Here is a 25555-nt window from a genome sequence, read left to right on the forward strand (position 1 = left end):
GCTTTTGCCCTTTGGGCTGCGGCCTTCGGGCGTGACCAGTTTGAAGGCTGGGTTGACCGAACCGAAATGCCGGTTCTGGCGATTGAGACAGGTGTGGAAATGCTTGATCGTCGTGGAGAACTGCTGCGTGCCTTTCAAACCTCGGACGATCGATGGCGGCTGGCCACTGCAGTCACAGATGTCGATCCAGACTTTCTGCGGCTTTTGATCCGATATGAGGACAAGCGCTTTTATGATCATTCTGGCGTTGATCCAGTCGCCATGGTGCGGGCCGTGGCACAAGCGGCTTGGAACGGTCGCGTGATCTCTGGTGGATCGACCCTAACAATGCAAGTTGCGCGCCTTCTGGAAGAGAGTGGCACGGGCTCTTGGCCTGGAAAACTGCGCCAGATACGCCTCGCGCTCGCTTTGGAGCAGCGGTTGAGCAAGGAACAGATTCTGTCGCTCTACCTTGCACGCGCACCATATGGCGGCAATCTCGAAGGCCTGCGGGCTGCAACGCTGGCTTACTACCAAAAAGAACCACGCCGCCTGACGCCCAATCAGGTCGCCATGATGATCGCGCTGCCACAGTCCCCAGAAAGCCGCAGGCCCGACCGGTTTCCCCGAAAGGCGCTGGAGGCCAGAGATCGTGTTCTGGCGCGTCTCGTCAGTGATGGAGTTTTGGAAGCGGAGGACGTCACAGGGCAGACGCTACGCGCGGAACGTCAAGACTTTGAGGCGCTGGCCCCGCATCTGACCGATCGGTTGCGTGCAAGTGAGGGCGGGCAAGTGATCCGGACCACACTGGACGCCGGTATCCAACGAAAGATGGAACAGTTGGCAGTCAGCGCTGTGGCGGCGGGCGGCAAACATCTATCGGCGGCCATCATGGTGGCCGACCACCAGACCGGTGAAATAATCGCCTCGGTCGGCTCTGCCAGCTATGCCAACGACCGTCGAGGCGGGTTTGTCGACATGACGCACGCGCGCCGCTCTCCGGGATCGACGCTCAAACCGCTAATTTACGGGATGGGATTTGATCAGGGTCTGATCCATCCCGAAACGCTTATCTCAGACCGTCCGATGCAGTTTGGAGCATACGCGCCGCAGAACTTCGACGGACAGTTTCGCGGCGATCTACGTGTGCGGGAAGCATTGCAGATGTCACTTAATTTGCCTGTTGTCAGCGTCCTAGATCGTCTTGGCCCCGCAAACCTGATCGCAAAGCTACGGCAGGCCGGTCTTTCGCCTCAGCTTGCTGGAGATCATGCTGGCTTGGCAACAGCTTTGGGCGGGCTGGGTTTGAGCCTGCACGAGCTTGTTCAACTTTATTCCGTCATAGCAAACCCTGATAGCGGGAAGCGCCTTAGCGCAATTTACGCAAATGCACTTCCTCAGCCAGCTGTGCTGAGCCGCAAGGCCAGTTGGTATGTCGGCGATATTCTCAAAGGCGTTCCGCGTCCGGGCTTGGCGGCGCGTAAGGATGTCGCCTTCAAAACCGGGACCTCCTATGGCCACCGTGACGCGTGGGCCATTGGCTATGACGGCCGTCATGTGATCGGCGTTTGGATGGGACGAGCAGATGGAACGCCAGTGCCCGGTGCATTTGGCGGCGAGCTTGCTGCGCCAATCCTGTTTCAAGCGTTCGACAAGATCAAAACAGCAAGTGATCCGCTTCCAGCGCCCCCAAGCGACGCGCTGCTGATAGGCAATGCAGAGTTGCCTCAGCCTTTGCAGCGGTTCACAAGCCGCGCTGAAAAATCTGGTGTGGCACGAGATCACCCCAAGGTGACCTTCCCGCCAGATGGCTCGCGCGTTGTACGAATGAGTGGTGTGGTAAACGTGCAGATCAGGGATGGGGTCGCGCCATTCACATGGCTTCAGGATGGAACGCCGATCCTAACCAACAGTTGGGAACGTCAGGCTCAGCTAACCCCATCGGGGCGCGGATATTTTCGGGTTCGCGTTATTGATGCCCACGGACGCGCCGCAGGCACCACAATTTTTGTCGAGTGATCAGACCCGCTCGATCGCCAGCGCAATCCCTTGGCCACCACCGATACACATAGTGATCAGTGCTTTTGAGCCGCCCGTGCGCTCCAGCTCATGTAGGGCTTTGACGGTGATAATCGCGCCAGTCGCGCCGACCGGATGGCCTAGGGCAATCGCGCCGCCATTGGGGTTCACTTTCTCGGGATCAAGCCCGAGCTCCTGAGAGACAGCCAAAGCCTGAGCCGCGAAGGCCTCGTTAGATTCGATGATGTCAAAATCACTAACTTTCAGTCCGGTCCGCTTCAGCAGGTTTTGAACAGCCGGAACAGGCCCGATGCCCATCACTTCTGGCCGCACCCCCGCATGCGCATAGCCGATGATGCGCGCACGAGGCGTCAGGCCAGACGCTTTGGCTGCGGCTTTTGTCGCCAGAACCACCGCGGCTGCCCCGTCATTGATGCCAGAGGCGTTGCCCGCTGTGACAGTGCCGTCTTTCTGGAATACCGTCCGCAGGCCAGCCAAGATATCGAGCGATGTCGCTTTGGGATGTTCGTCCGTATCGAAGGCAACCATGTCGCGCTTCACGCGGACCTCAACGGGCACGATTTGGTCTTTGAAATACCCAGATTCAATCGCGCGGGCGGCTCTGGTCTGGCTTTCTAGGGCGAACGCGTCCTGCGCTTCGCGACTGATATTATGCTCGTTGGCCACGTTCTCAGCGGTGATCCCCATATGGCCCGTGCCAAAGGGGCAGTTCAGTGCCCCCAGCATCATGTCCTGAGATTTGGCGTCGCCCATTTTTTGGCCCCACCGTGCCTCTGGCATGATGTAAGGCGAACGGCTCATGTTTTCAGCGCCGCCAGCAAGCCCGATTTCCGCATCGCCCAGCATCAGAGATTGGATCACAGAAATGATGGCCTGCACCCCGGAGCCACAAAGGCGGTTCACGTTCATCGCTGGTACTGTATCCGGCACGCCCGCCTGCATCGCTGCGGCGCGGGACAGGTACATGTCCCGTGGTTCGGTGTTGATCACGTGACCAAAGGCGACATGCCCGATTTGTGCGGGATCCACACCTGCGCGTTCCATCGCGGCCTTCGAGACTGTCGCTCCAAGGTCAATCGGTGGGGTGGCGGCCAGTGCGCCGCCAAACGTGCCAATGGCCGTGCGAGCGCCGCTTAGGATCATGATATCAGACATATGGGGTCCTCCGTAGCTGTCGTGCTCAGCTTACCGCAGTTTTGGCGGGGCACTCATATGACGTTGCGTTGTGGAGTGCCGAAGCTTGGGATTAATCCTCAGGTCTTGGTTGCGCCGTTGTTAGGAATTCCACGGTGCCATCCGGCAGGATTGCTGCGGCTGTCAGGCAACCGGTGGAATACGCGCCCGTGTCAACGGAGATGCGCCCGTCACCACAGATCGGATTCTCCATCACCGTATGCCCATGCGCCACCCATTGCCCGTCGGATCTGACGCGAGTTAAAAACTCCGGATGACCCCAAAGCAGCACGCGCGGCGACTGATCTTCAATTGAGCGCCCCGGGTCTGTTCCCGCATGAGTGACCATCAGATTGCCGGATCTGACAGATGTCGGCAGCGTCCTGAGCCATGCTTCCATAGGTTCGCCCATTTGGGATCGAAGCGCGTCAGCTATCGCGTTTGCAGTTGCTGCCCACTCTGCTTCGTCAGGGATATCAATCCCGAAGCTTGCCAGAGTTGCCACTGCTCCGTTGCGGAACCATCGGGCGTGGCGGGCTTCTGGGGCATCTAGGAAATCAAGCATCATCTGTTCGTGGTTGCCCAAAATGCAGGTGACATTGTCAGGAAACTCGTGTGCGAGCTCGTTCAAACGGTTGAGCACGGCCGCGCTGGACGGACCACGATCTACATAGTCACCAACAAAGACCAACTTCGGATCGCGCATTTCCAGATTGCCGATAACATGGTCGATCTGCTCAAGGATGTGTTCCAGCAAATCGAGTGTGCCATGCAGGTCTCCAACGACGAAATGCGGAGATGTCGGATTCGGGCGGGACGAATTCCTGGCGTCGTTTTTTGCTTCCTTGGGGGCTGTCTTCCCTTTGAAGAAAGAGCTTAGAAAGTTCATGTTCGGAGGACTCCGGCTGGGTTCCCTTACAGTTGGTTGTGTCGGACTCCGATTGCAAGCGAAACAGGCCAGTGCGACCCAACGCGCGGAAAGCCGCAGTGCTTTCTGGTTTGACCTGCCGTGAAATATGGCAGACCAAGGGGGGCAGCGGACAGGAGCACATAACATGGCAAACGAGACACGCACAGCACTGGTCACCGGCTCGGCTGGATTTATCGGTTTCCACGTCGCGGCCCGCCTTCTCGCGGATGGCTTCAAGGTTGTCGGCTTCGACGGAATGACGGATTACTACGACGTCACCCTCAAGCAACGACGCCACCAGGCCCTATCCCAGTCGCAAGGGTTCACCCCGATTGAAGGGCTCTTAGAAACCGACGGGCTTGTCATGGAGATCATGGAGACTCACAAGCCGGATGTCGTGGTGCACCTCGCCGCGCAGGCAGGGGTGCGCTGGTCAATTGAGAACCCACGCGCTTATGTGGATGCGAACCTGATCGGCGCTTTCAACGTGCTGGAGGCAGTTCGCGCTAACTCCTGCGCCCACTTGTTGATGGCCTCAACGTCATCAATCTATGGCGCAAACTCTGTCATGCCCTATGAGGAAACTCATAAGGTCGACACGCAGATGAGCTTCTATGCGGCGACCAAGAAAGCCAATGAAGCGATGGCGCATTCCTATTCGCATCTCTACGATATGCCGATCACCATGTTTCGTTTTTTCACGGTGTACGGACCATGGGGGCGCCCGGATATGGCACCCTACAAGTTCACCCGTGCGACCATCGAAGGGGATGTGATCGATGTCTACAACCACGGCGACATGAGCCGTGATTTCACCTATATCGATGATCTGGTGGAAAGCATTCGGCTGCTGATTGACACGCCCCCAGAGCGCCCGGAAAACGCAGACGCCATTGAAGAGGGTGACAGCTTGTCCCCTGTCGCCGCGTGGCGCGCGGTCAACATCGGGACCGGATCGCCCGTGCGTCTGATGGATTTCATTGAGGCGATCGAAGCAGCAACCGGTTGCGAAGCCAAAAAGAACTTTATGGACATGCAGCCCGGCGACGTGCCCGCAACATGGGCGGAAGCGAAACTGCTAAAGCGCCTGACGGGCTACCAGCCTGATACTGATATCCGCACTGGGGTTGCAAAATTCGTAGAGTGGTATCGCGATTACTATCAAGCCTAGCCTGCCGCTTGCCATTCTCTGACCGCGTCTAGCGGATAAAGCAGCATCAGAATGTTGAGCGCTAAACCATCCCGTATGGCAGTCATCACAACCACTTCCGCAAGGATCACAATTGCGACGCTGACCCAAACAGGCACGCGGCGCGATAGCCAGAAACCGAACCACATCGCCACGATATCGCAGACAGAGTTGAGGACGCTGTCGCCGTAGTAATCCAGCGCGATGGTTACCTCGCGGTAGCGATTGATCACGGCGTCAGTGTTCTCAAGTATTTCCCAAGCCGCCTCGACTACTGTTGCAATGGCCAGCCGCCACCCGATGTCTATGCGACGGGCAAATAGCCACAAAACGAAGTAGAAGATAAAGCCGTGCAGCACATGGGACGGCGTATACCAATCCATCATATGCTGAGAGTTTTCGGAACTCATAGTTTCCAGATGCAGCAGCTTGATATAGCCGCATTTGCACATCGGGATACGACCCATCCAAAGCAACGTGGCTGCAGTTGCGACTAGGACTCCAAAGGTGATCCAGTACGGGAGATAACGCTTGTTCATGGCTTGGACGGGATCACGGAAAGGACGGCTCTGTAAAGCCTGGGAAACGGTGGGGCGGGTATCTGAGTCCTTTTTGCCCCACCTTCAAACCACCTAACTCGATCTTGCCTGAACATGCGCACCATGCCACGGTCCACGCATGAATTCTCTCGATACCTTTGCGCCGTTCTCGCTTGCTGAGCAGAAACTTATTAACGAAGCCTCCGATCCCGACCGAACCAGTGTCGGCGACGGGGAAGCGCCGATATCGGCCGACCCTGACCGCACAATTCGGGGCGAGTTGGTCAGGCACTTACTGCTGCGTTTTGACGGCTTGCATGACAAAGGCATTCGCCTTCGTGGCGCGTGGATCAGCGGCATACTTGATTTGCAGGGATGCGACTGCGAGCGGGATATTTCCCTTTCGCATTGCCACCTGAGCCACCCTATCAATTTGGTCAACGCGCGACTTCGAGGGCTTCATCTGTCGGCCTGCTTGATAAACGGGCTATCGGCTGACAACGCGTCTTTTTCCGGCTCGGTTTATATTAGAGCAGGCACAAAGATAACGGGCGAGATTTCCATGTCAGGTGCGCGGATCAGCGGAGATCTGCAGATTTGTGACGCTACAATTGAGGCTGATCGGCAGGACGCGATCTTTGCTCCGTCTTTACGCGTGGAAGGCTCTGTCTTTCTTGGGAACTACCCCTACGCCGAAACAACCACGCATCTTCACGCAACGGGACTTTTGTTCTTCTCCTCTGCGCGGGTCGAGCATGATTTCTTCGTCACCAATACGTCAGTGAGCTTGCCGCCGGATGGCGCCGTCGTTGCACAGGTGTTTGACTCGACCGAAGAGCACGGACGCGACATGGCGCTGAGCTTCGCACGAGCCCGGATCAATGGCATTCTATATCTCGCTGACAATCAGATCACGAATGGCATCGTGAATCTGGCCGGAGCCGAAGTGGCACGTTTTCGCGATGAACCCGCCGGACCAGGAGCCACCTACCCGATCAGGTTGGACGGCTTTCGTTACACCGACTTCTCGCGGCATGCAGAGACCAACATCAAGGCCCGCCTTGATTGGCTGGCCCGCAAGCCTGCCGACACGCCCTTTACCTCCCAACCTTACGAGCAGCTGGCAGGTGTTCTTCAAGCCCTAGGGCATCGCAACGACGCCCGCACCGTTCTGATGCGTAAGGAACGCTTGCTACGCGCCGAGAACAGACAATTGATGCAGGCCCGCGGGGCATCGCCGATCCTGAGGGCTTTATCGCGACTTGCCGATGATTTTCTGCGCTGGACCATCGGCTATGGCTACCGGCCCGGGCGGGCAGCAGTTGTGGCGATTGTGCTAATCCTGTCACTGGGATTTTTCTTTCAAAGCACATGGAACGCCGGAGATATGGCGCCAAACGCAGCGCCGATATTGGTTTCAAAGGACTGGATCGATGCGACGCGATCTCACGCCGATAACCCTTCGGTTTTCTGGTCGGCGCCCGGACAAGGCGGGCAGGATTGGGAAACGTTCAACGCGTTTGCCTATGCCGCCGATCTGGTGATCCCGCTGATCTCGCTTGGGCAGGAAAACGCGTGGGCTCCATCTACGTCGCGCTCGCCGTTGGGCAAAGTCGCGTGGTGGGTGCGATGGTTCGCAAAATCTATCGGCTGGATTGTGACCGCGCTAGGTGCGGCTGCAATCACCGGAGTGATCCGCAAAGACTGAACGCAAAAAGCGCCGCGAACCTTTGAGGATCGCGGCGCCTGTTCGGAGCAATGAACGTGGCTTAAGCGACGTCGAAATGCAGCGTTTTCACTTGTTTGAACATGCCGGTATCAGTCAGTTTTTTAAGCACAGGCGCTGGCACAGGATTGTCGACGTAAAGCAGCGCAATTGCGCCTTTGCCTGCGGCTTCGCGGCCCAAGGTGAAGTTCGCGATGTTGACACCGTTCTCGCCCATGGTTTGACCCAGAGTACCGATGATGCCGGGAACGTCTTCGTTGGTGGTGTAGAGCATATGCTCCCCGATCTCGGCGTCGATGTTGATGCCTTTGATCTGGATGAAGCGTGGTTTGCCATCCGAGAACACTGTGCCAGCAATCGAACGCTCGCGCTTATCGGTGACAACGGTCAGCTTGATGTAGCCGTCAAACACACCAGACTTGTCCTGCGTCGTGGTCGAAATTTTCACGCCACGCTCTTTCGCGATGACCTGAGCTGACACCATGTTCACATCAGGGTTGGTGGCTTTCATGATCCCCGCAATCCCTGCGCAGTTCAGGGCCTCAAGGTTCATCTGGGAGACGTTGCCGTTATAGGTGATCAGAATTTCTTGAATGACCTCGTCGGTCATTTGCCCGATGAAGGAGCCGAGATGCTCCGCTAATTTAACCCATGGACCCATGACCTTGGCTTCTTCGGCAGTCACGGACGGCATATTCAATGCGTTGGAAACAGCGCCGGTCAGAAGGTAGTCGGACATCTGCTCGGCCACTTGCAAAGCAACGTTTTCCTGCGCTTCGGTTGTTGCGGCGCCTAGGTGCGGCGTCACGACGACATTGGGCAAGTTGAATAGCGGGCTTTCCGTCGCAGGCTCCACCTCGAATACGTCGAAAGCCGCGCCAGCAACTTTGCCAGCTTTTAGCGCGTCGGCCAGAGCGGCTTCGTCGACTAGACCACCGCGCGCGCAGTTGATGATACGCACACCATCTTTCATTTTCGCGATGTTCTCCTTGGAGATCATGCCGCGTGTTTTGTCAGTGGCAGGAACGTGGAGCGTGATGAAGTCGGCGCGGGCCAGCAGCTCGTCCAGCTCCACTTTGGTGACGTTCAGCTTCTCGGCGCGTTCTTCGGAGAGGAATGGATCATACGCGATGACCTTCATCTTCAGGCCAACGCCGCGTTCGCATACGATCCCGCCAATGTTTCCGGCGCCGATGACTCCGAGGGTTTTTCCAGTCAGCTCCACGCCCATGAACTTGGATTTTTCCCATTTGCCGGCATGGGTCGAAGCTGATGCCTCAGGAATTTGACGGGCCACTGCAAACATCATTGCGATGGCGTGCTCGGCGGTAGTGATCATGTTGCCAAATGGGGTGTTCATCACAATGATCCCCTTTTTCGACGCAGCGGGGATGTCGACGTTGTCGACGCCGATACCGGCGCGGCCAATAACCTTGAGGTTGTCGGCGGCGGCAATCAACTTTTCGGTCGCTTTGGTCGCGGACCGGATCGCAAGGCCATCATACTGGCCGATGATCGACAGCAGTTTTTCTTTGTCTTTGCCGAGCTCTGGCATGAAGTCCACATCGATGCCGCGGTCGCGGAAGATCTGGACAGCAGTTTCGGACAGTTTGTCGGATACGAGTACTTTGGGGGCCATGATGGGCTCCTATGTTTGTGTAGCTGTAAAGTGGGACTCAGGCGGCTTACGCCTGAGCTTGAATCTCTTGGTCAAACGCCCATGCGAGCCACGGAAGCATTGCTTCGATGTCCGCAGTCTCGACCGTGGCGCCGCACCAGATGCGCAAACCTGCAGGCGCGTCGCGGTAGGCGCCTACGTCCAGTGCAACGTTTTCGGCCTCTAGTCGCTTTGCGATGGCTTTGGCGAATGCGGCCCCATCTGCGATGCGGTCGTCAGCAAATTTCAAGCACACGGAGGTGTTGGAACGCGTTGCAGGGTCGACTGCGAGGAAGTCGATCCAGTCATTCGCAGCGACGAAATCGTTGATTGCGCCTGTGTTGGCATCAGCGCGAGCAATCAGGCCTGTGAGGCCACCCACGGATTTGGCCCAATCTAGCGCAAACAGGTAATCCTCCACGCAAAGCATAGAAGGAGTATTGATCGTCGCACCTGTGAAGATGCCGTCAATCAGCGCGCCACCTTTGGTCAGGCGGAAAATTTTTGGCAGCGGCCAAGCCGGTGTATAGCTTTCGAGACGCGCGACTGCGCGGGGCGACAGGATGATGACGCCGTGGCCGCCTTCGCCGCCCAGAACTTTCTGCCAGCTGAAAGTCGTGACATCCAAGCGATCCCAAGGCAGATCCATCGCAAAGGCGGCAGAGGTCGCGTCGCATAGCGTCAGGCCGTCGCGGTCCGAAGGGATCACGTCTTTGGACGGCACGCGCACTCCGGAAGTAGTGCCGTTCCAAGTAAAGCAGACATCGTTGTCGAAATTCACATCAGCAAAGTTGACGATCTCGCCATAGTCGGCGGTGGTGACCTTGGCTTCAATCTTCAACTGCTTGACCACGTCAGTGACCCAGCCGGAACCGAAGCTTTCCCATGCAAGCATCTCGACAGGACGCTCGCCCAAGAGATTCCACATGGCCATTTCATACGCGCCGGTGTCGGAGGCGGGCACGATGCCGATCTTATAGTCGGCAGGGATGCCAAGCACGTCGCGGGTCGTCTCGATAGCGGCGAGCAGCTTGGCTTTACCAACAGCAGCACGGTGCGAGCGACCTAATGGGGCGTCGGCCAGCTTATCGAGTGAAAATGTGGGGGGTTTGGCACAAGGGCCGGAAGAAAAGCGCGGATTCGTCGGCTTGGTGGCCGGAGCTGTCGTAGTCATTATGTCTACCCTTACAGATAATAGCCTCTCGTTGGGGAGAGGTGTCCCAGTGGCGTCACTAAGCGAGGCTCTGGACTTTCACAACAGCCAAAACGTCGCTATAGCGCCGCTTGAGTGATTATTTGCGACCCCTCAATCCACGATCGGAAACTTAGCCAAATGTTCGTTGTGACCCTTCTTTGCGACCCGTCTTCCCCCAAGCTGGATGCAGCGTTGCCCGCGAGCTTACGGAATGCATGGGGTGGCGGTGACGTGATTTGGTTGATGCCGGATGTGGCGGCAGAATTTGCGCTGGAAACCGCTCCTGCGAACTTCGATGACGTGTGGAAAGACTGCGACGCTCTTGGCGTGGATCTAGTAATCCAGCAGATGGATGGGCGTCGCAAGAAGATGCTGTTGGCCGACATGGACAGCACGATGATCCAGCAGGAATGTATCGATGAGCTTGCTGATGAGGCAGGCGTCGGGCCGCGAGTGGCCGATATCACAGCGCGCGCGATGAATGGCGAGTTGGATTTTGAAGAGGCGTTGAAAGAGCGCGTTGGCCTTCTTGAGGGGCTTGATTCAGCAGTAATAGAGACAGTTTTGAACACGCGCATTTCGTACATGCCGGGCGGCAAGGAGTTGCTTTCTACCATAAAAGCGAATGGCGCTTACACGGCATTGGTCTCTGGGGGGTTCACTGCGTTCACTGCCTCTGTCGCGAAGGAGCTTGGGTTTGACGAGAACCGCGCGAATACCTTGCTAGAGAACAATGGCAAGCTGACAGGCAAAGTTGGCATGCCGATATTGGGCCGCGAGGCCAAGGTCCAAGCCCTCGAAGAAATCACCGCGCGGCTGGGTATCACCGAGGCCGAGGTGATCGCGGTTGGGGACGGCGCGAATGATCTGGGCATGTTGCAGCGCGCGGGCGCCGGTGTCGCGCTTCATGCCAAACCCACAGTGCAAGCGCAGGCCAAGATTCGGGTGAACCACGGTGATCTGACTGCTTTGCTATTCCTGCAGGGCTATGCTGCCAGCGACTTTGCCTAACGTCCCTTCCAGACCGGATCGCGTTTCTCAGCGAAAGCCTTCGCGCCTTCTAGCTGATCTTCGCTAGAGTAGAGCCGCTTGACTGTCTCGAACTTGCTGCCGGTGATCTGGTTCATCGTGTCTTGGAACTTCTCATCTTCGGCCTCTCGGACGATCTCTTTGATCGCGGCGTAGACCAGTGGCGGTCCGGAGGCGAGCAGGCGCGCCATTTCCCAAGCCTTGTCCAAAAGCAGGTCTGCAGGGTGAATATGATTCACAATACCCCAACCGCGCGCTTCTTCGGCGTCGAACCAGCGGCCGGTGAACAGCAGCTCCATCGCGATGTGGTAGGGGATGCGTTTCGGCAGTTTGACCGAGGCGGCATCTGCGACGGTGCCAGACAGGATTTCGGGCAAGGCGAAGGTGGCATGGTCGGCTGCAAGAATGATGTCGGCAGACAGCGCCAATTCCAAACCGCCCCCGCAAGCGATACCGTTTACGGCTGCAATGACGGGTTTGTTGAGGTTGGGAAGTTCTTGTAGTCCGCCAAATCCGCCTACGCCGTAATCCCCGTCCACCGCGTCACCATCCGCGGCGGCTTTAAGATCCCAGCCCGGGCAGAAAAATTTATCACCTGCGCCAGTGATAATCGCGACTCGAAGCTCCGGGTCATCTCGGAACTCAGCGAAAACGTCTCCCATGATACGGGAGGTCGCGAGGTCGATGGCGTTGGCCTTTGGTCGATCCAAAGTAACTTCAAGAATAGCACCTTCGCGGCGGGTTTTGATTGGGTGGGTCATGCTGTCTTCCGTATCAGGGCATCTGCCGCCACGGCGCTATCTGGCCCGCAGATGAGTGGATTCACTTCAACCTCGGCAACAGCGCCGTCTTCGGCGACGACAAAGGCCTGTATGGCGAGGATCGCGTCGATGATAGCATCAAGATTACAGGGGGTGGCACCCCTGAATCCGGTAAGCAATGGATACATATTTAGGCGGGTTAGAGCCTTTCTGATATCCTCAACGCTGGTTGGGATCAGCAGCGACTGTGTGTCGTTGAGCAGTTCGGTGAGTATTCCGCCAGCGCCAACCGTCAGCAAGTAACCATGGGCCGGATCCTGGGTAACGCCAACCAAAAGCTCCGCCCCTGGCGCGCACATTTCTTCGATGTGGAAGGATGTAGCATCAGTTATGCTGTCCATTGCGATCAAAACGTCACTTAGGGAATTGCAGTCAAGAATTACCGCTCCCACATCGGACTTATGCGCCACGCCCTCTGCTTTAACGACCACGGGAAACTCAAGGGCATCCAAACCTGATGCACTGTGATTTGTTTGGATCGCCTTTGGCGTATGAAGGCCATATTTGCCGAGCGTCGTCTTCGCGTCGTATTCCGAAAGAGTTTCGGTACGCTCAGCCAAGGGGCGCTTAAGGACTGGATCGTTTGGTGTCGTTTGCGGAGTGCGTGATGCGGCTTCAATGGCATTGAGGGCTTCTGTCAGCCCCGCGAAGGGGACAACGCCACCTTCCAATAGCTGTTCCGCAATCGGTTCCGGCATCAATTCCGGTAAGGTCGCCGCGACTGCGACAGCCCTACCAGTGGTTTGGCGCATGCGGAGCGCGGCGTTCGTGGCGCAGGTCCAATCTGTGGGATCGCAGATGTCGCTGCGAGGGTAGTCGAGAACTGTTAGCGTGAGCGCGATATGAGGGGCGGCCATGGCGGACCAAGCAGCCGTCATCGCATCTTCATCGCGCCAGACATAGGTGTGGTAATCAAGTGGATTTGCGAGCGCTACTTTTGGACCAAGTGCTTTGAATAGAGACTGTTTTTGTTCGGGTGTCAGCTTGGGAAATTCAAGATCATGCCCATCCGCCATATCGGCGACCAACGATGCCTCCCCTCCGGAACAGCTAATAGAGGAAATCCGGTTGGAAGGCAGGCGCCCTGTGACGTGCAGCAGCTTCAAGGTCTCCAGGAAACTGGGAAGGTCAGGCGAGCGGAGAATTCCAAGGCGGTCTAAGAAAGCTTGTGCGGCAGTGTCACCGCCAGCGAGCGACGCGGTATGGCTTATGGTGGCGGCCTGTGCCTGAGAGGATTTGCCCACCTTCAGCGCAACGAGCGGAATTGACTTCGCATGCGCGTTGGCGGCGAGTTTCTCCCAGCATGTGAGATCGCCGAAGCCTTCAATATGAAGGCCGATGGCGGTCACACGTGGATCGTCTAGAAGGGCGAATGCGATATCAGCCTGCGTAGTTTGGGCCTGATTTCCAGCCGTGATCATGTAGCCGATTGGCAAGCCCCGTGACTGCATGGTCATGTTAATCGAGATATTGGAGGACTGCGTGATGATCGCGACGCCACGATCGACGCGCTTGCAGCCGTGCTGATCGGGCCAAACAGCCACCCCGTCGAGCGCGTTGATGAATCCGTAGCAATTGGGCCCAAGAACCGGCATATCGCCCGCCGCCTTGAGTAATCGAGCCTGCGCATCAGTCCCGGAAGCGTCCTCGCCACTGGCCTCGGCATAGCCGGACGCGAAACAGACAGCGCCACCGGCACCAATTTTGCGCATACGTTCGACTGCGCCAATGGTGGCCTCGCGGTTGATGCCCACAAAGGCCGCGTCAGGGGCTTCGGGTATGTGCATCACGCTAGGGTAGGCTTTTACGCCAGCGATCTCGGTCTTGATTGGATGAACAGCATGAAGCGAGCCGCCATAGCCGAATTTCTGGGCTTGAATGAGAACGGCTTCTCCCCATGCACCGCCGCCAATCACAGCCAGAGATTTGGGATTAAGAAGTCGGAAAAGATCGCTCATGGGTTACGCACCAAGTGCGCGCAGCAAGTCGCGGCTGATGATGTGGCGTTGAATCTCGGACGTGCCGTCCCAGATGCGTTCCACCCGTGCGTCACGCCAGAAGCGTTCTAACGGGTAGTCATCCATCAACCCCATGCCACCATGAATTTGGATCGCAGCGTCCGTCACGCGAGACAGCATTTCAGACGCGTAGAGCTTAGCCGAAGCGATTTCGCGATTAGACGACAGGTTTTTGTCGAGCCTGTCCGCAGCCGCCAATGTGAGTAGATCGGCGGCGTCAATCTCGGTAATCATGTCCGCCAGTTGAAAACTAATCCCTTGGAACTTGCCGATAGGTTGGCCAAATTGCTCTCGCTCGGCAGCGTAGGACAATGCGTAGTCGAACACGCGGCGCGCCCGCCCGACGCACATGGTAGCGACAGTAATTCGGGTGGCATAGAGCCAAGTGTTCATCACCTCGAACCCGCCATCGACCTGCCCCAGAACCTGCGCATCGGGCAAACGGCAATCGTCAAAGTCGAGGATCATGTTTTTGTAGCCACGATGCGACACGGATTTATACCCGTCGCGCACGGCGAAGCCCGGTGTATCGCGATCCACAAGGAAGGTCGTAATACGCTTTTTAGGGCCTCTGGGTGTGTCGTCCTCACCCGTCGCGACGAAGACAATGAAGAAGTCAGCGTGGTCCGCGCCCGAAATGAAGTGTTTTGTGCCGTTCACCACCCAGTCACCACCATCCCGCACGGCGGCGCATTTCATGCCGCGTACGTCGGAGCCCGCACCCGGTTCGGTCATGGCGAGCGCGTCCATGCGCTCCCCGCGCACGGCGGGCATCAAATAACGTTCTTTTTGGTCTCCTTCGCAGGCCATCAGAATATTCTGCGGACGTCCGAAGAAATGATTCAACGCCATCGAGCCGCGACCAAGTTCACGTTCCACCAAGGCAAATTCGACGTGATTCAATCCTGCGCAGCCGACGCTTTCTGGGAAGTTGCAGGCGTAAAATCCTAAATCTAGGGTCTTTTGCTTGATGTCGTGCGCGATCTCGGCGGGGACTTCGCCGGTGCGCTCTACCAGTTCTTCGTGTGGGAATATTTCGTTTTCGACAAAGCTGCGAACGGTGTCCGCAATCATATTGTGTTCTTCGGTTAAGCCATAGACTGTCATCATGAACGCCTTTCAGGAATGGGGATTATATGCAGGATTAGTGCCTGCATTTCCGTCCCAGGCGACGCGTGCTTGTCCACGCACTGACATCATCAATGGAAGAGCTAAGTCGCATAATTCGACCCATCTTCGTCTAGAATGGCTTTGAGTTCCGATAAGTGGCGGATGTCTTGTTCAGGGTAGTTCTCGATCTCATCGGCCGTTTTTGCGGCGATATCATCCGGCAGGATCGACAAAGGCCGCCCGGTTTGCAGTGCGCGAATGTAGACCTCGCAGGCGCGCTCAAAGAAGTACATGCGATTGAATGTTTCAGCGACAGTGTCACCGATGACCATGATGCCGTGGTTGCCCATGATCATGACCTTCTTTTTTGGGTCGTTGAACAACTGGGCACAACGCTCTCCTTCTTCCTCAAAGGCCAACCCGCCATAGCTGTCATCGACAACTTGGCGATCGTAGAACATCGCGGCGTTCTGGTCGAGCGGAGGGAGGATCTTGTCTTCCAGACAAGCAAGGACTGTAGCGTGGACGGAATGGACATGCATCGCGCAACGCGCGTGTGGGCAGTGGCGATGTAGCCCGCCATGCAATCCCCATGCCGTCGGATCAGGGGCGTTAGGGCCATTCAATGTCTCAGGGTCATTGGCGTCGATCACCAGCATGTCGGAGGCTTTGATCCGCGAGAAATGAACCTGATTGGGGTTCATCAAGAACCGCGTGCCGTCGTCGTTGATCGCAAGAGAAAAGTGGTTAGACACCCCTTCATGCATGTTGAGCCGCGCAGTCCAATGGAAGGCGGCTGCCAGATCGACCCGCTCTTCCCAGTTTTTGATATTCGCGTGTGTGCCGTCCATGTCATGCCTCCTTCGCTTTAGGCAAGTAAGGCACGCCAAGCACGACATGACTAGCCATTTTGCGACTTGCACCTGTGCACAAAGTCTGGACAATTGGAACATGGAACACCAACCCCTCAAATCATGGGCCGACAGCGCTGCAACCTTGGTTGCCGTTGCGGCTGGACGTGCGCCTGCCGACATGGTTCTGCGCGGCGGAAAAGTTGTTAACGTGCATACGCGCGAAGTGCTGGATGGCTGGCAAGTTGCAATCAGCGCAGGAAGGTTTGCCTATGTCGGGCCGGATGCTTCGCATTGCATTGGGCTAGGCACCGAAATCATCGAACTGGGCGGCCGGTATCTGATCCCCGGTCTTTGCGACGGGCATATGCACATCGAGTCGGGAATGCTGACGCCAGCTGAATTCGCTAGCGCGGTGATTCCCCACGGGACCACCACGATGTTCACCGATCCGCATGAAATCGCCAATGTTCTGGGCCTACGTGGGGTGCGCTTGATGCATGATGAGGCTCTGATGCAGCCCATCTCGATCTATACGCAAATGCCAAGCTGCGCCCCGTCCGCACCGGGGCTGGAAACGACAGGGTATGAAATCGGTCCGGATGATGTGGCGGAGGCGATGACATGGCCCGGTATCATTGGACTGGGGGAGATGATGAACTTCCCCGGCGTTGTGAGTGGCAGCCAACAGATGTTGGCAGAGATCGCGGCAACCCAGAACGCAGGTAAAACCGTCGGCGGGCACTACGCCTCGCCGGATCTTGGGCCGGACTTTCATGCCTATGCTGCCGGCGGGCCTGCCGATGACCATGAGGGCACCTGCGAAGCGGACGCGATTGCGCGGGTGCGCCAAGGGATGCGGTCGATGATGCGACTGGGCAGCGCTTGGTATGACGTTGAAACGCAAATCACCGCCATTACCGAAAAAGGGCTGGATTCGCGCAATTTCATTCTTTGCACAGATGACTGCCACTCGGGCACATTGGTGAATGAAGGCCACATGAACCGGGTGCTGCGCCATGCGATTGAGTGCGGCTGCGATCCGCTTGTGGCGTTGCAGATGGCGACAATCAATACCGCAACGCATTTCGGGTTGGAGCGCGAGTTGGGTTCCATCGCGCCGGGGCGGCGGGCGGACTTGATCGTGACGTCTGATCTGAAGGCGCTGCCAATTGAAAGGGTGATTGCCCACGGGCGGACCGTGGCGGAGGCGGGAGAGATTACAGTGATCTGCCCACATCTGGACTGGCCGGAGGATGCGCGACACACGGTGCATCTGGGGCATGAGTTAAGCGCGACTAACTTCGAAATCAAGGCACCGGAAGGCGCCAAGACCGTAACTGCCAAAGTGATTGGTGTGGTTGAGAATCAAGCGCCGACGGAAGCGTTGAAACGCGAGATTCCGGTGAAACAGGGTCTATTGGAGCCGGAAGGCGCAGTTTGCCAGATCGCCTTAGTGGAACGCCACCGTGGCACCGGCGAGGTGGTCAACGCCTTGGTGGAGGGCTTTGGTTACCAAGGCTCCATGGCAATGGCGTCGACAGTGGCGCATGACAGTCACCATATGATTGTGGTCGGCACCGACCGCGCGCAAATGGCCCTCGCTGCGAACCGGTTGGCGGAAGTTGGTGGCGGCGTGACCGTTTGGAAAGACGGGGAAGAACTGGCCTTGGTCGAACTGCCAATTGCAGGGCTCATGTCCGACCGTCCCGCCAAGGAAGTGGCGGCGAAGGCGGACCAAATGGTTGCGGCTATGGGGGTCTGCGGCTGCACTTTGAACAACGCTTATATGCAGCACTCGCTGCTTGCGCTCGTAGTCATTCCATCGCTTCGGATATCCGATCTGGGGTTGGTAGATGTGACGCGTTTTGAACTGACGAATTTGATAGAGGATACTCAATGAACGGCACTGATGCCAACCTCCCCATCCGAACTCCTGATGCACCTGATTCCGAGCTGTTTAGCAACCCCAAGGCAGCCGTAGAAAGGCTATGCGAGCTTTATGAAACCGCAACGGCTTTTCTGATCGGCAAGTTTCGTGACAGCCTTGAGGGTAATCCCCCAGCCGAGCGATACCGTGCGTTCTACCCCGAGATCAGGGTCACAACGCAAAGCTTTGCGAAAATCGACAGCCGTCTTAGCTTTGGTCACGTCGCCAAACCCGGCACCTATTCGACGACGGTGACGCGGCCGGATCTGTTCCAATACTATCTAGAGCAACAGATCCAGTTATTGGTGGATAATCACGGCGTATCGGTGGAGATCGGTGCGTCTAGCACGCCAATGCCGATGCACTTTGCCGTGGCCAACGCGACAAATCTGACCGTGCCACAAGACGGGGCGTTGGACTTTACTCTGCGTGACGTATTCGATGTGCCGGATCTGGCAACCACCAATGACGACATCGTCAATGGCACGCTGGCTGAACTGCCAGACGTTCCAGCCCCCTTGGCGCCTTTCACGGCACAACGCATCGACTATTCATTGGCGCGTCTGTCCCACTACACGGCGACGGCTGCGGAGCATTTCCAGAACCATGTTCTGTTCACCAACTACCAGTTCTATGTGGAGGAGTTCGAAGCCTACGCCCGTCAGATGCTTGCCGATCCCGAAAGCGGCTATACGAGTTTCATAAGTACGGAAAACCATGTGCTGACCGACCCAGACGGTGACATCCCGATTACAGAGAAAACGCCTCAGATGCCGACCTATCACCTGAAGCGCAAGCATGGCTCTGGCATCACTTTGGTGAATATCGGGGTCGGGCCGTCTAATGCCAAAACAGCGACGGATCATATCGCGGTTTTGCGCCCGCATGCGTGGCTGATGGTGGGGCATTGTGCGGGCTTACGGAATTCCCAAAGTCTGGGCGATTTCGTGTTGGCGCATGCCTATCTGCGCGAGGATCACGTGCTGGATGATGACCTTCCAATATGGGTGCCTGTCCCGGCATTGGCAGAGATTCAGATCGCGCTAGAGCAGAGTGTCGCCGAGATCACTCAGTTTGAAGGGTTTGATCTGAAGCGGATCATGCGAACTGGTACCGTGGCCACTATCGACAATCGCAATTGGGAGTTGCGCGATCAATCCGGTCCCGTGCAGCGCTTAAGCCAGTCGCGCGCAATTGCGCTGGACATGGAAAGCGCTACGATCGCCGCCAACGGCTTCCGCTTTAGGGTTCCGTATGGGACGCTGCTTTGCGTATCTGATAAACCGCTTCACGGTGAATTGAAGCTGCCGGGTATGGCCTCAGACTTCTATAAAACACAGGTTTCGCGCCATTTGCTGATCGGAATCCGTGCGATGGAGAGGTTGCGTGAAATGCCATTGGAACGGCTCCATTCGCGGAAATTGCGCAGTTTTGCCGAAACAGCCTTCCTGTGACTCTACGTAAAGCGCAGAAAAACACGAAAAAATAGGGGTTTTAACACACTAATTGTTGTGCGACCCCTCAATATTCAGTTAGGTTCCGGCGATAACACCCCAAAGGTGGGGCAATAGAGAGGGAGCAGAGCTCATGGCAACGAAACCAATGACCAAAACACAACTGGTCGCCGCACTGGCTGAAGAAGCTGGCACCGACAAGAAGGGCGCTGCTGCTGCTCTGGACGGTCTGATCGCAATCATTACCCGCGAAGTATCCGGCGGTGGCGCAGTAACCCTGCCCGGCGTTGGCAAAATCTACTGCCGCGAACGTCCAGCACGCATGGTTCGTAACCCTGCGACCGGCGAGCAAATCAAAAAAGAAGCAGACAAAGTGGTCAAAATGACCATTGCGAAAGCTCTGAAAGACAGCGTGAACGGCTAATCGCCAAGTTCCGCTGAAGGAATAAAGGGTCGCCCTAGGGCGGCCCTTTTCTTTTGCGACATTTCGCGTGACAGTGCCGCAAATCGGGCGAGGAACTCAGTTTGGATATCAAGGCAGTTTTCATGGGGCTTGCCTTCGCCCTGATGTGGTCCAGTGCGTTTACCTCCGCTCGGATTATCGTGGCAGATGCCCCGCCCTTATATTCTCTGAGCTTACGGTTCTTGCTGTCTGGGTTGTTGGGCATCTTAATTGCGAAAGCCCTAGGGCAAACTTGGAACCTGACGCGCGCCCAATGGCGGGCCACCTGGATGTTTGGTATTTGCCAGAATGCCCTTTATTTGGGTCTGAACTTTGTCGCCATGCAATGGATTGAAGCGTCGCTTGCAGCCATCATCGCCTCGACCATGCCGCTGATGGTCGCGCTCGTTGGCTGGTTGTTCTTCAAAGACCGTGTGCCGTTGGTCGGAATGATCGGGCTCGTCGCGGGAATTGCAGGCGTGGTTTTGATCATGGGCACGCGGATCAGCGGTGGCGTGGACTTGACGGGGGTCGCCTTCTGCCTGATCGGGGCCATGGCTCTGACCTTCGCGACTCTGTCGGTGAAAGGCGCCGCATCGGGTGGCAATGTGTTGATGATCGTTGGGTTGCAAATGCTTGTGGGGTCGGCTTGCCTCTTTGCCGTCGCTGCGCCAACCGAAACTTGGGCGGTTAGTTTAACCCCAACCTGGATCGCGGCTTTCGTCTACACGACGCTTGTCCCGGGGCTGATGGCAACTTGGGTCTGGTTCACGCTGGTGGGACGCATCGGTGCAGTGAAGGCTTCTACCTTCCACTTCCTGAACCCAGTATTCGGGGTCGCGATCGCGGCAGTCTTGCTGGGGGAACGAATTGGCATAACGGACGTGGTCGGAGTGCTCATCATCGCGAGCGGCATACTTGCGGTTCAGCTGTCCAAGCAGCGGGTCTAACCGATCTTGCCTTGGTTAGAGCCGATCTGACCACGATGCAGCAGCATGTGGTCTAGGATCACACAAGCCATCATCGCCTCGCCCACTGGAACTGCGCGAATGCCCACGCAAGGATCATGACGGCCCTTTGTGATGATCTCGGTGTTCTCGCCGGATTTCGTGATGGTTTTGCGGGTGGTGAGGATCGAGCTTGTTGGCTTTACCGCGAACCGCACGACGATGTCCTGACCTGTGGAAATGCCACCGAGGATGCCGCCTGCATGGTTAGAGCTATAAACAGGACCATCGGGGCCCATACTGATTTCGTCCGCATTGGCTTCACCGGTGAGCATGGCAGCTTGCATACCTGCGCCAATCTCCACGCCCTTCACAGCATTGATAGACATCATTGCCGCGGAAATATCTGTGTCTAACTTGGCATAAACCGGTGCTCCAAGCCCAGCAGGCGCGCCTTGAGCAACGACTTCAATCATAGCGCCGACGGAGCTACCGGACTTGCGCAATCCGTTCAGATAAGCGGCCCATGTGCTGGCTGCATCTGCATCAGGAACCCAAAACGGGTTCTGCTCAATCTGACGCATATCGCGCTTGTCAGTCTTATGCTCGCCCATCTGCACCATGTATCCGGTGATCTTCAGTTCGGGGGCCAGCATCTTGATGGCTTCACGCGCGACGCCACCTGCCGCAACACGAGCAGCGGTTTCGCGCGCAGAGGATCGTCCGCCGCCGCGGTAATCGCGGATACCATATTTGGTCCAATAGGTGATGTCTGCATGGCCGGGGCGGAACTTGTCGACGATGTCACCATAGTCCTTGGAGCGCTGGTCGGTGTTCTCGATCATGAGTTGGATCGGAGTCCCGGTCGTGACGCCTTCAAACACACCAGACAAAATGCGCACCTCGTCAGCCTCGCGTCGTTGCGTCGTGTACTTGTTCTGGCCGGGTTTGCGCTTGTCGAGCCAGACTTGGATCATATCCGCCGTCAAAGGCACACCGGGAGGGCACCCGTCTACGGTCGCGCCAAGCGCCGGCCCGTGGCTTTCGCCCCAAGTGGTCACGCGGAAAAGATGGCCAAAGCTGTTCATCGACATGGGGCGTCTCCCTTTTATCAGTGGTCTAGCTGTGGCTTACGCCGCCCTCAAGACCTTTCACCTTGCCCAAGCTGGGGTTGGGGCTTAGATACAACGATACCTCGGGGGGCCTTCATTGGCTGAGATTGCGCAAGCTGACCCGTTGAACCTGAACCGGTTAAGACCGGCGGAGGGAAGGTTTGAGATGCTCTCACTCCCCACTCCGTCCGTCGTTTTGGAGGAATGAGATGAAAAAGACCCTTCTAAGCGTAGGACTGATCGCATTGGCCACCACGGCACTCGCCGAGGACAAGCCCGTACTGACGGTCTACGCTCCAGACTACTTTACCAGTGAATGGGGCCCCGGCCCGAAGATCGAAGCAGCGTTTGAAGAAACTTGCGCTTGCGACTTGCAATATGTGGCGGGTGATGTGCTGCCGCGCTTGCTTCTGGAGGGCGAGCGCACCAAAGCAGACGTCGTCATTGGCTTGAACACAGACGTGACCAAGAAGGCCCGCGAAACGGGTCTATTCTTGCCTCATGGTCAAGATACGAGCGATCTGACACTGCCAATTTCGTGGACCGACGACGTGTTCTTACCGTTCAACTGGGGCCACACGGCATTTATCTACAACACCGAAAAGATGGATGACGCTCCTCGTACGTTTGACGCGTTTTTAGCGGATGAAGACACGAAAGTTGTCCTCCAAGACCCACGCAGTTCGATCTCGGGCTTGGCTCTGATGTTGTGGATCAAGTCGGTATATGGTGACGACAGCCAAGAGGCCTTCAATAAGCTGGCTAGGAAAACGCTGACGGTTACCAAGGGTTGGTCCGAAAGCTACGGCATGTTTACCGATGGTGAGGCCGACATGGTGCTGAGCTACACCACCTCGCCCGCCTACCACATCATCGCGGAAGAGGATGAAACCAAAAAGGCCGCGATTTTCGAGGAAGGCCACTACTTCATGACCGAATTGGTCGCGCAGTTGAAAACCTCCAAGCGGCCGGACTTGGCGCAAGCCTTTATGGACTTTGTTCTCTCGGAGACCTTCCAAGAGATGATCCCGACCGCAAACTGGTCTTTCCCAGCAAAGCTGGACGCCGCGAAACTGCCAGAAGGGTTCAAGAAGCTGGATCTGCCGAGTAAGGCTCTGTTCTACTCTGAAGTTGAGGCCGCAGATCTGCGAGACGCAGTGTTGGAAGAATGGCTGAGCGCGTTCAGCCAGTAAGCTTGTCAAACTGTGGCGGGGCGGCAGTTGTCGCCCTGCTTCTGGTGCTGACACTTGGAACGTTGGGCGCAGTTGCGTGGCGGGCGGAAGAGGTGTCGGCGCTTTCCAAAAGCGACTGGTCTGCAATTCGGTTCACCCTTTGGCAGGCGGCTTTATCAGCAATTCTGAGCGCCATCTGCGCTATTCCCGTCGCGCGGGCACTGGCGCGGCGCCAGTTTCGCGGACGGTCGTTGCTTTTGACCGTTCTGGGTGCGCCCTTCATCTTGCCAGTGATCGTGGCGGTGCTCGGGCTTTTGGCTGTCTATGGTCGGAGTGGATTTCTTTCAGATATCTTAGTTTCGGCAGGTTTAGAGCCTGTTACTATCTACGGCTGGCATGGTGTCATCCTGGCGCACGTGTTTTTCAATCTGCCTTTGGCGACGCGGCTAATCTTGCAGGGGTGGCTTTCCATTCCGGCGGAAAGGTTTCGGCTGGCACAGTCTTTGGGTTTCAACTCAAGAGACATTGCGCGACATCTGGAATGGCCAATGCTGCGAGAGGTATTGCCGGGCGTTGTGATGGTCATATTTCTCATCTGCACCACAAGCTTCGCCGTCGCGCTCGCCCTTGGTGGTGGACCAAAGGCGACGACGATTGAGTTGGCGATCTATCAAGCCTTCCGCTTCGACTTTGATCTCTCGAAAGCGGCGTTACTTGGGTTGGTGCAGTTTGCGATCTGCGCGGTTTTGGCTTTGACGTCATTGCTCATCTCGGTCCCGTCAGGGCAGGGCGCGGGACTGGACCGTGTTGTGCCACGCGATGACGGCTCGAAGGTTCTTGACGGCATCGTCATCGCCATCGTCACACTTTTCTTGATCACACCATTGGCCATGATCGTGATGAAAGGTCTTCCCGGATTGCCGGAACTATCAATCTCGATACTGGTCGCGGCCTGGCGGTCTGTCTGGGTTGCGGTTGCTTCGGCAGGGCTGACGATCGGAATGGCTCTTGCATTAGCTTTGCTTGCTCTGAAATGGGGCCGAGGGGTTGAAGCTGTCGGCTATCTGTCTGTCGCGGCGTCACCATTGGTCATCGGAACAGGGCTTTTTATCCTCACCTACCGTTGGATAGACCCAGTCTTGCTGGCATTGCCTGTCACCATTGTGGTGAATGCGGCGATGAGTCTGCCTTTCACTTTGCGCGCTGTGTCACCTGCCATGAGGCAGGTTGAGGAAGATTTTGGCCGCCTTGCCACATCGCTGGGCCTGTCAGGCTGGGCGCGACTTCGGATCGTAATTTTGCCGCGACTGCGCCGACCGTTAGGTTTCGGTGCAGGGCTGGCTGCGGCACTATCCATGGGCGACTTGGGAGTCATAACTCTGTTTGCTGACCCGAGCCGTGCGACTTTGCCCTTGGCATTGTATAACCTTATGACGGCCTACCGGATGGAGCAGGCCTTCGCGGCTGCGCTTGTCCTGCTTGTGCTTAGTCTGACCCTGTTCTGGCTGTTTGATCGTGGAGGGCGCGTTGATGCTGATCTTTGAAGACATCGAGATCCGGCAGGGTGATTTCGCGCTGAGGGCAAATCTCTCGATCGAAGCGGGTCTAAAAGTCTCCGTAATCGGCCCTTCAGGAGCAGGAAAGTCGACGCTCCTCTCGGCTTTGGGGGGCTTTGTTCCGATCTCCAGCGGTCGCATTCTATGGAACAACGAGGATATTACACACACGGCCCCAGCGGCGCGACCTTTGGCGATGGTGTTCCAAGACAGCAATCTGTTTCCGCATTTGACTGTGGCACACAATGTCGGGCTGGGACTGAAGCCAAACTTGAAATTAACCGCAGACGAGACAGCCCGAGTGGCGACCGCGCTGGCGCGCGTCGGGCTTGAAGGATTTTCGGGTCGCAAACCTGCTGCACTGTCGGGGGGGCAGCAAAGCCGCGTGGCGCTGGCGCGTGTGCTTCTGCGCGACAAGCCGATTATGGTTCTGGACGAGCCTTTCGCGGCGCTTGGACCTGCACTGCGAGTCGAGATGCTGTCGCTTGTCGCGGAAATCGCGCAGGAAAGGGGCCTGACGGTGCTCATGGTTACACACGATCCGAAGGATGCGCGGCAGTTGGATGGCAGCACGGTTCTTGTCGCAGATGGCGTGGCGCACGAGCCGGTCCTGACGGGCCCATTTCTAGATGCACCGCCAGAAGCGCTTCGGAAATATCTGGGAAGCTAGCGCCGTTAAACCGCGCAAACATACCAGTCTCGAAA

The 25555-nt window shown here is 57.0% G+C and carries 21 protein-coding genes and 1 riboswitch; of the genes, 11 read left to right on the forward strand and 10 right to left on the reverse strand.

Translation table 11 applies throughout. The features are described from left to right. Nucleotides 1-66: 66 nt before the first annotated feature. Entirely contained in the window at nt 67-1998 is a 1932-nt protein-coding gene (gene pbpC, locus BM352_RS03485; RefSeq protein WP_090219814.1) for a penicillin-binding protein 1C, read from the forward strand. Here the strand turns inward: pbpC and BM352_RS03490 are convergent, their stop codons facing one another. Together BM352_RS03490 and BM352_RS03495 are read right to left on the reverse strand one after the other, a co-directional pair. Further along, entirely contained in the window at nt 1999-3174 is a 1176-nt protein-coding gene (locus BM352_RS03490) for an acetyl-CoA C-acyltransferase family protein (RefSeq protein ID WP_090212574.1), read from the reverse strand. Between the two features lie 91 nt (nt 3175-3265). Next, complete coding sequence (locus BM352_RS03495) at nt 3266-4081, reverse strand: metallophosphoesterase (protein ID WP_175500611.1); 816 nt, start codon at nt 4079-4081, stop codon at nt 3266-3268. Between the two features lie 166 nt (nt 4082-4247). Here BM352_RS03495 and BM352_RS03500 point away from each other — a divergent pair, with 166 nt between their 5' ends. After that, entirely contained in the window at nt 4248-5273 is a 1026-nt protein-coding gene (locus BM352_RS03500; protein WP_090212579.1) for a GDP-mannose 4,6-dehydratase, read from the forward strand. Here the strand turns inward: BM352_RS03500 and BM352_RS03505 are convergent. Next, nucleotides 5270-5830, reverse strand: coding sequence for a DUF2585 domain-containing protein (locus BM352_RS03505; RefSeq protein ID WP_090212582.1), 561 nt, complete (start codon nt 5828-5830; stop codon nt 5270-5272). The two genes, BM352_RS03500 and BM352_RS03505, sit on opposite strands and share 4 nt — an antisense overlap. A 139-nt stretch (nt 5831-5969) precedes the next feature. Between BM352_RS03505 and BM352_RS03510 the strand changes: the two genes are divergently transcribed. Beyond that, nucleotides 5970-7538 carry a hypothetical protein gene (locus BM352_RS03510; RefSeq protein WP_090212585.1) on the forward strand — a complete coding sequence of 523 codons (1569 nt, stop codon included), beginning with the start codon at nt 5970-5972 and terminating at the stop codon, nt 7536-7538. Between the two features lie 61 nt (nt 7539-7599). On the opposite strand, the gene serA is transcribed toward BM352_RS03510, so the two are convergent. Then, nucleotides 7600-9195: a phosphoglycerate dehydrogenase gene (gene serA, locus BM352_RS03515; protein ID WP_090212587.1), complete on the reverse strand. Its 1596-nt coding sequence runs from the start codon at nt 9193-9195 to the stop codon at nt 7600-7602. Between the two features lie 46 nt (nt 9196-9241). After that, nucleotides 9242-10387 (reverse strand): phosphoserine transaminase, encoded by a 1146-nt coding sequence (locus tag BM352_RS03520; RefSeq protein WP_090212590.1) that lies wholly within the window; start codon nt 10385-10387, stop codon nt 9242-9244. A 159-nt stretch (nt 10388-10546) separates the two neighbouring features. Between BM352_RS03520 and serB the strand changes: the two genes are divergently transcribed. Beyond that, a complete protein-coding gene (gene serB, locus BM352_RS03525) occupies nt 10547-11419 on the forward strand; it encodes a phosphoserine phosphatase SerB (protein WP_090212594.1) in 873 nt (290 codons plus the stop codon). On the opposite strand, the gene BM352_RS03530 is transcribed toward serB, so the two are convergent. The 4 genes from BM352_RS03530 to BM352_RS03545 form a co-directional block, all read right to left on the reverse strand. Continuing rightward, a complete protein-coding gene (locus BM352_RS03530) occupies nt 11416-12198 on the reverse strand; it encodes a carnitinyl-CoA dehydratase (protein ID WP_090212596.1) in 783 nt (260 codons plus the stop codon). The genes serB and BM352_RS03530 overlap by 4 nt on opposite strands. Further along, on the reverse strand, nt 12195-14216 hold the full coding sequence (locus BM352_RS03535) for an acetate--CoA ligase family protein (RefSeq protein WP_090212598.1): 2022 nt from the start codon (nt 14214-14216) through the stop codon (nt 12195-12197). The genes BM352_RS03530 and BM352_RS03535 overlap by 4 nt, the downstream gene beginning before the upstream one ends. Before the next feature lie 3 nt (nt 14217-14219). Further along, entirely contained in the window at nt 14220-15383 is a 1164-nt protein-coding gene (locus BM352_RS03540) for an acyl-CoA dehydrogenase family protein (protein WP_090212601.1), read from the reverse strand. A 104-nt stretch (nt 15384-15487) separates the two neighbouring features. Beyond that, nucleotides 15488-16237, reverse strand: a complete 750-nt coding sequence (locus BM352_RS03545; RefSeq protein WP_090212604.1) for a class II aldolase and adducin N-terminal domain-containing protein — start codon at nt 16235-16237, stop codon at nt 15488-15490. A gap of 100 nt (nt 16238-16337) precedes the next feature. On the opposite strand from BM352_RS03545, the gene ade reads away from it, so the two are divergent. The 4 genes from ade (at nt 16338) to BM352_RS03565 (ending at nt 21013) form a co-directional block, all read left to right on the forward strand. Beyond that, nucleotides 16338-18140: an adenine deaminase gene (ade, locus tag BM352_RS03550; protein WP_090212607.1), complete on the forward strand. Its 1803-nt coding sequence runs from the start codon at nt 16338-16340 to the stop codon at nt 18138-18140. Beyond that, entirely contained in the window at nt 18137-19621 is a 1485-nt protein-coding gene (locus BM352_RS03555) for an AMP nucleosidase (protein ID WP_090212609.1), read from the forward strand. The genes ade and BM352_RS03555 overlap by 4 nt, the downstream gene beginning before the upstream one ends. 133 nt (nt 19622-19754) lie before the next feature. Next, nucleotides 19755-20045, forward strand: a complete 291-nt coding sequence (locus BM352_RS03560; RefSeq protein ID WP_090212612.1) for an HU family DNA-binding protein — start codon at nt 19755-19757, stop codon at nt 20043-20045. 101 nt (nt 20046-20146) lie between these two features. Continuing rightward, nucleotides 20147-21013: a DMT family transporter gene (locus BM352_RS03565; RefSeq protein ID WP_090212615.1), complete on the forward strand. Its 867-nt coding sequence runs from the start codon at nt 20147-20149 to the stop codon at nt 21011-21013. Here BM352_RS03565 and aroC read toward each other — a convergent pair. Next, nucleotides 21010-22104 (reverse strand): chorismate synthase, encoded by a 1095-nt coding sequence (gene aroC, locus BM352_RS03570; protein WP_090212617.1) that lies wholly within the window; start codon nt 22102-22104, stop codon nt 21010-21012. The two genes, BM352_RS03565 and aroC, sit on opposite strands and share 4 nt — an antisense overlap. A gap of 92 nt (nt 22105-22196) precedes the next feature. Beyond that, nucleotides 22197-22296, forward strand: a riboswitch (TPP riboswitch). Between the two features lie 35 nt (nt 22297-22331). Here aroC and BM352_RS03575 point away from each other — a divergent pair. Genes BM352_RS03575 through BM352_RS03585 form a run of 3 tightly spaced genes read left to right on the forward strand, consistent with a single transcriptional unit; the run spans nt 22332 to nt 25520 of the window. Further along, nucleotides 22332-23315 (forward strand): thiamine ABC transporter substrate-binding protein, encoded by a 984-nt coding sequence (locus BM352_RS03575; RefSeq protein WP_090212619.1) that lies wholly within the window; start codon nt 22332-22334, stop codon nt 23313-23315. Then, nucleotides 23291-24838 carry a thiamine/thiamine pyrophosphate ABC transporter permease ThiP gene (locus BM352_RS03580; protein WP_090212622.1) on the forward strand — a complete coding sequence of 516 codons (1548 nt, stop codon included), beginning with the start codon at nt 23291-23293 and terminating at the stop codon, nt 24836-24838. The genes BM352_RS03575 and BM352_RS03580 overlap by 25 nt, the downstream gene beginning before the upstream one ends. Then, nucleotides 24825-25520 (forward strand): thiamine ABC transporter ATP-binding protein, encoded by a 696-nt coding sequence (locus tag BM352_RS03585; RefSeq protein ID WP_090212625.1) that lies wholly within the window; start codon nt 24825-24827, stop codon nt 25518-25520. The genes BM352_RS03580 and BM352_RS03585 overlap by 14 nt, the downstream gene beginning before the upstream one ends. Nucleotides 25521-25555: the final 35 nt, after the last annotated feature.

This window comes from Litoreibacter janthinus (genome assembly GCF_900111945.1).
In the GTDB taxonomy this organism is placed as follows: Bacteria; Pseudomonadota; Alphaproteobacteria; order Rhodobacterales; family Rhodobacteraceae; genus Litoreibacter; species Litoreibacter janthinus.

Bases quoted from the DNA above. Each gene is read 5' to 3' on its own strand.
- BM352_RS03500 (WP_090212579.1), top strand. From the start codon at position 4,248: ATGGCAAACGAGACACGCACAGCACTGGTCACCGGCTCGGCTGGATTT.
- BM352_RS03555 (WP_090212609.1), top strand. From the start codon at position 18,137: ATGAACGGCACTGATGCCAACCTCCCCATCCGAACTCCTGATGCACCT.
- BM352_RS03560 (WP_090212612.1), top strand. From the start codon at position 19,755: ATGGCAACGAAACCAATGACCAAAACACAACTGGTCGCCGCACTGGCT.
- BM352_RS03530 (WP_090212596.1), bottom strand. From the start codon at position 12,198: ATGACCCACCCAATCAAAACCCGCCGCGAAGGTGCTATTCTTGAAGTT.
- BM352_RS03520 (WP_090212590.1), bottom strand. From the start codon at position 10,387: ATGACTACGACAGCTCCGGCCACCAAGCCGACGAATCCGCGCTTTTCT.
- BM352_RS03580 (WP_090212622.1), top strand. From the start codon at position 23,291: ATGGCTGAGCGCGTTCAGCCAGTAAGCTTGTCAAACTGTGGCGGGGCG.
- BM352_RS03510 (WP_090212585.1), top strand. From the start codon at position 5,970: ATGAATTCTCTCGATACCTTTGCGCCGTTCTCGCTTGCTGAGCAGAAA.
- BM352_RS03575 (WP_090212619.1), top strand. From the start codon at position 22,332: ATGAAAAAGACCCTTCTAAGCGTAGGACTGATCGCATTGGCCACCACG.
- serB (WP_090212594.1), top strand. From the start codon at position 10,547: ATGTTCGTTGTGACCCTTCTTTGCGACCCGTCTTCCCCCAAGCTGGAT.
- BM352_RS03490 (WP_090212574.1), bottom strand. From the start codon at position 3,174: ATGTCTGATATCATGATCCTAAGCGGCGCTCGCACGGCCATTGGCACG.
- pbpC (WP_090219814.1), top strand. From the start codon at position 67: ATGCCGGTTCTGGCGATTGAGACAGGTGTGGAAATGCTTGATCGTCGT.
- BM352_RS03585 (WP_090212625.1), top strand. From the start codon at position 24,825: ATGCTGATCTTTGAAGACATCGAGATCCGGCAGGGTGATTTCGCGCTG.
- BM352_RS03535 (WP_090212598.1), bottom strand. From the start codon at position 14,216: ATGAGCGATCTTTTCCGACTTCTTAATCCCAAATCTCTGGCTGTGATT.
- BM352_RS03495 (WP_175500611.1), bottom strand. From the start codon at position 4,081: ATGAACTTTCTAAGCTCTTTCTTCAAAGGGAAGACAGCCCCCAAGGAA.
- serA (WP_090212587.1), bottom strand. From the start codon at position 9,195: ATGGCCCCCAAAGTACTCGTATCCGACAAACTGTCCGAAACTGCTGTC.
- aroC (WP_090212617.1), bottom strand. From the start codon at position 22,104: ATGTCGATGAACAGCTTTGGCCATCTTTTCCGCGTGACCACTTGGGGC.
- ade (WP_090212607.1), top strand. From the start codon at position 16,338: ATGGAACACCAACCCCTCAAATCATGGGCCGACAGCGCTGCAACCTTG.
- BM352_RS03505 (WP_090212582.1), bottom strand. From the start codon at position 5,830: ATGAACAAGCGTTATCTCCCGTACTGGATCACCTTTGGAGTCCTAGTC.
- BM352_RS03545 (WP_090212604.1), bottom strand. From the start codon at position 16,237: ATGGACGGCACACACGCGAATATCAAAAACTGGGAAGAGCGGGTCGAT.
- BM352_RS03540 (WP_090212601.1), bottom strand. From the start codon at position 15,383: ATGACAGTCTATGGCTTAACCGAAGAACACAATATGATTGCGGACACC.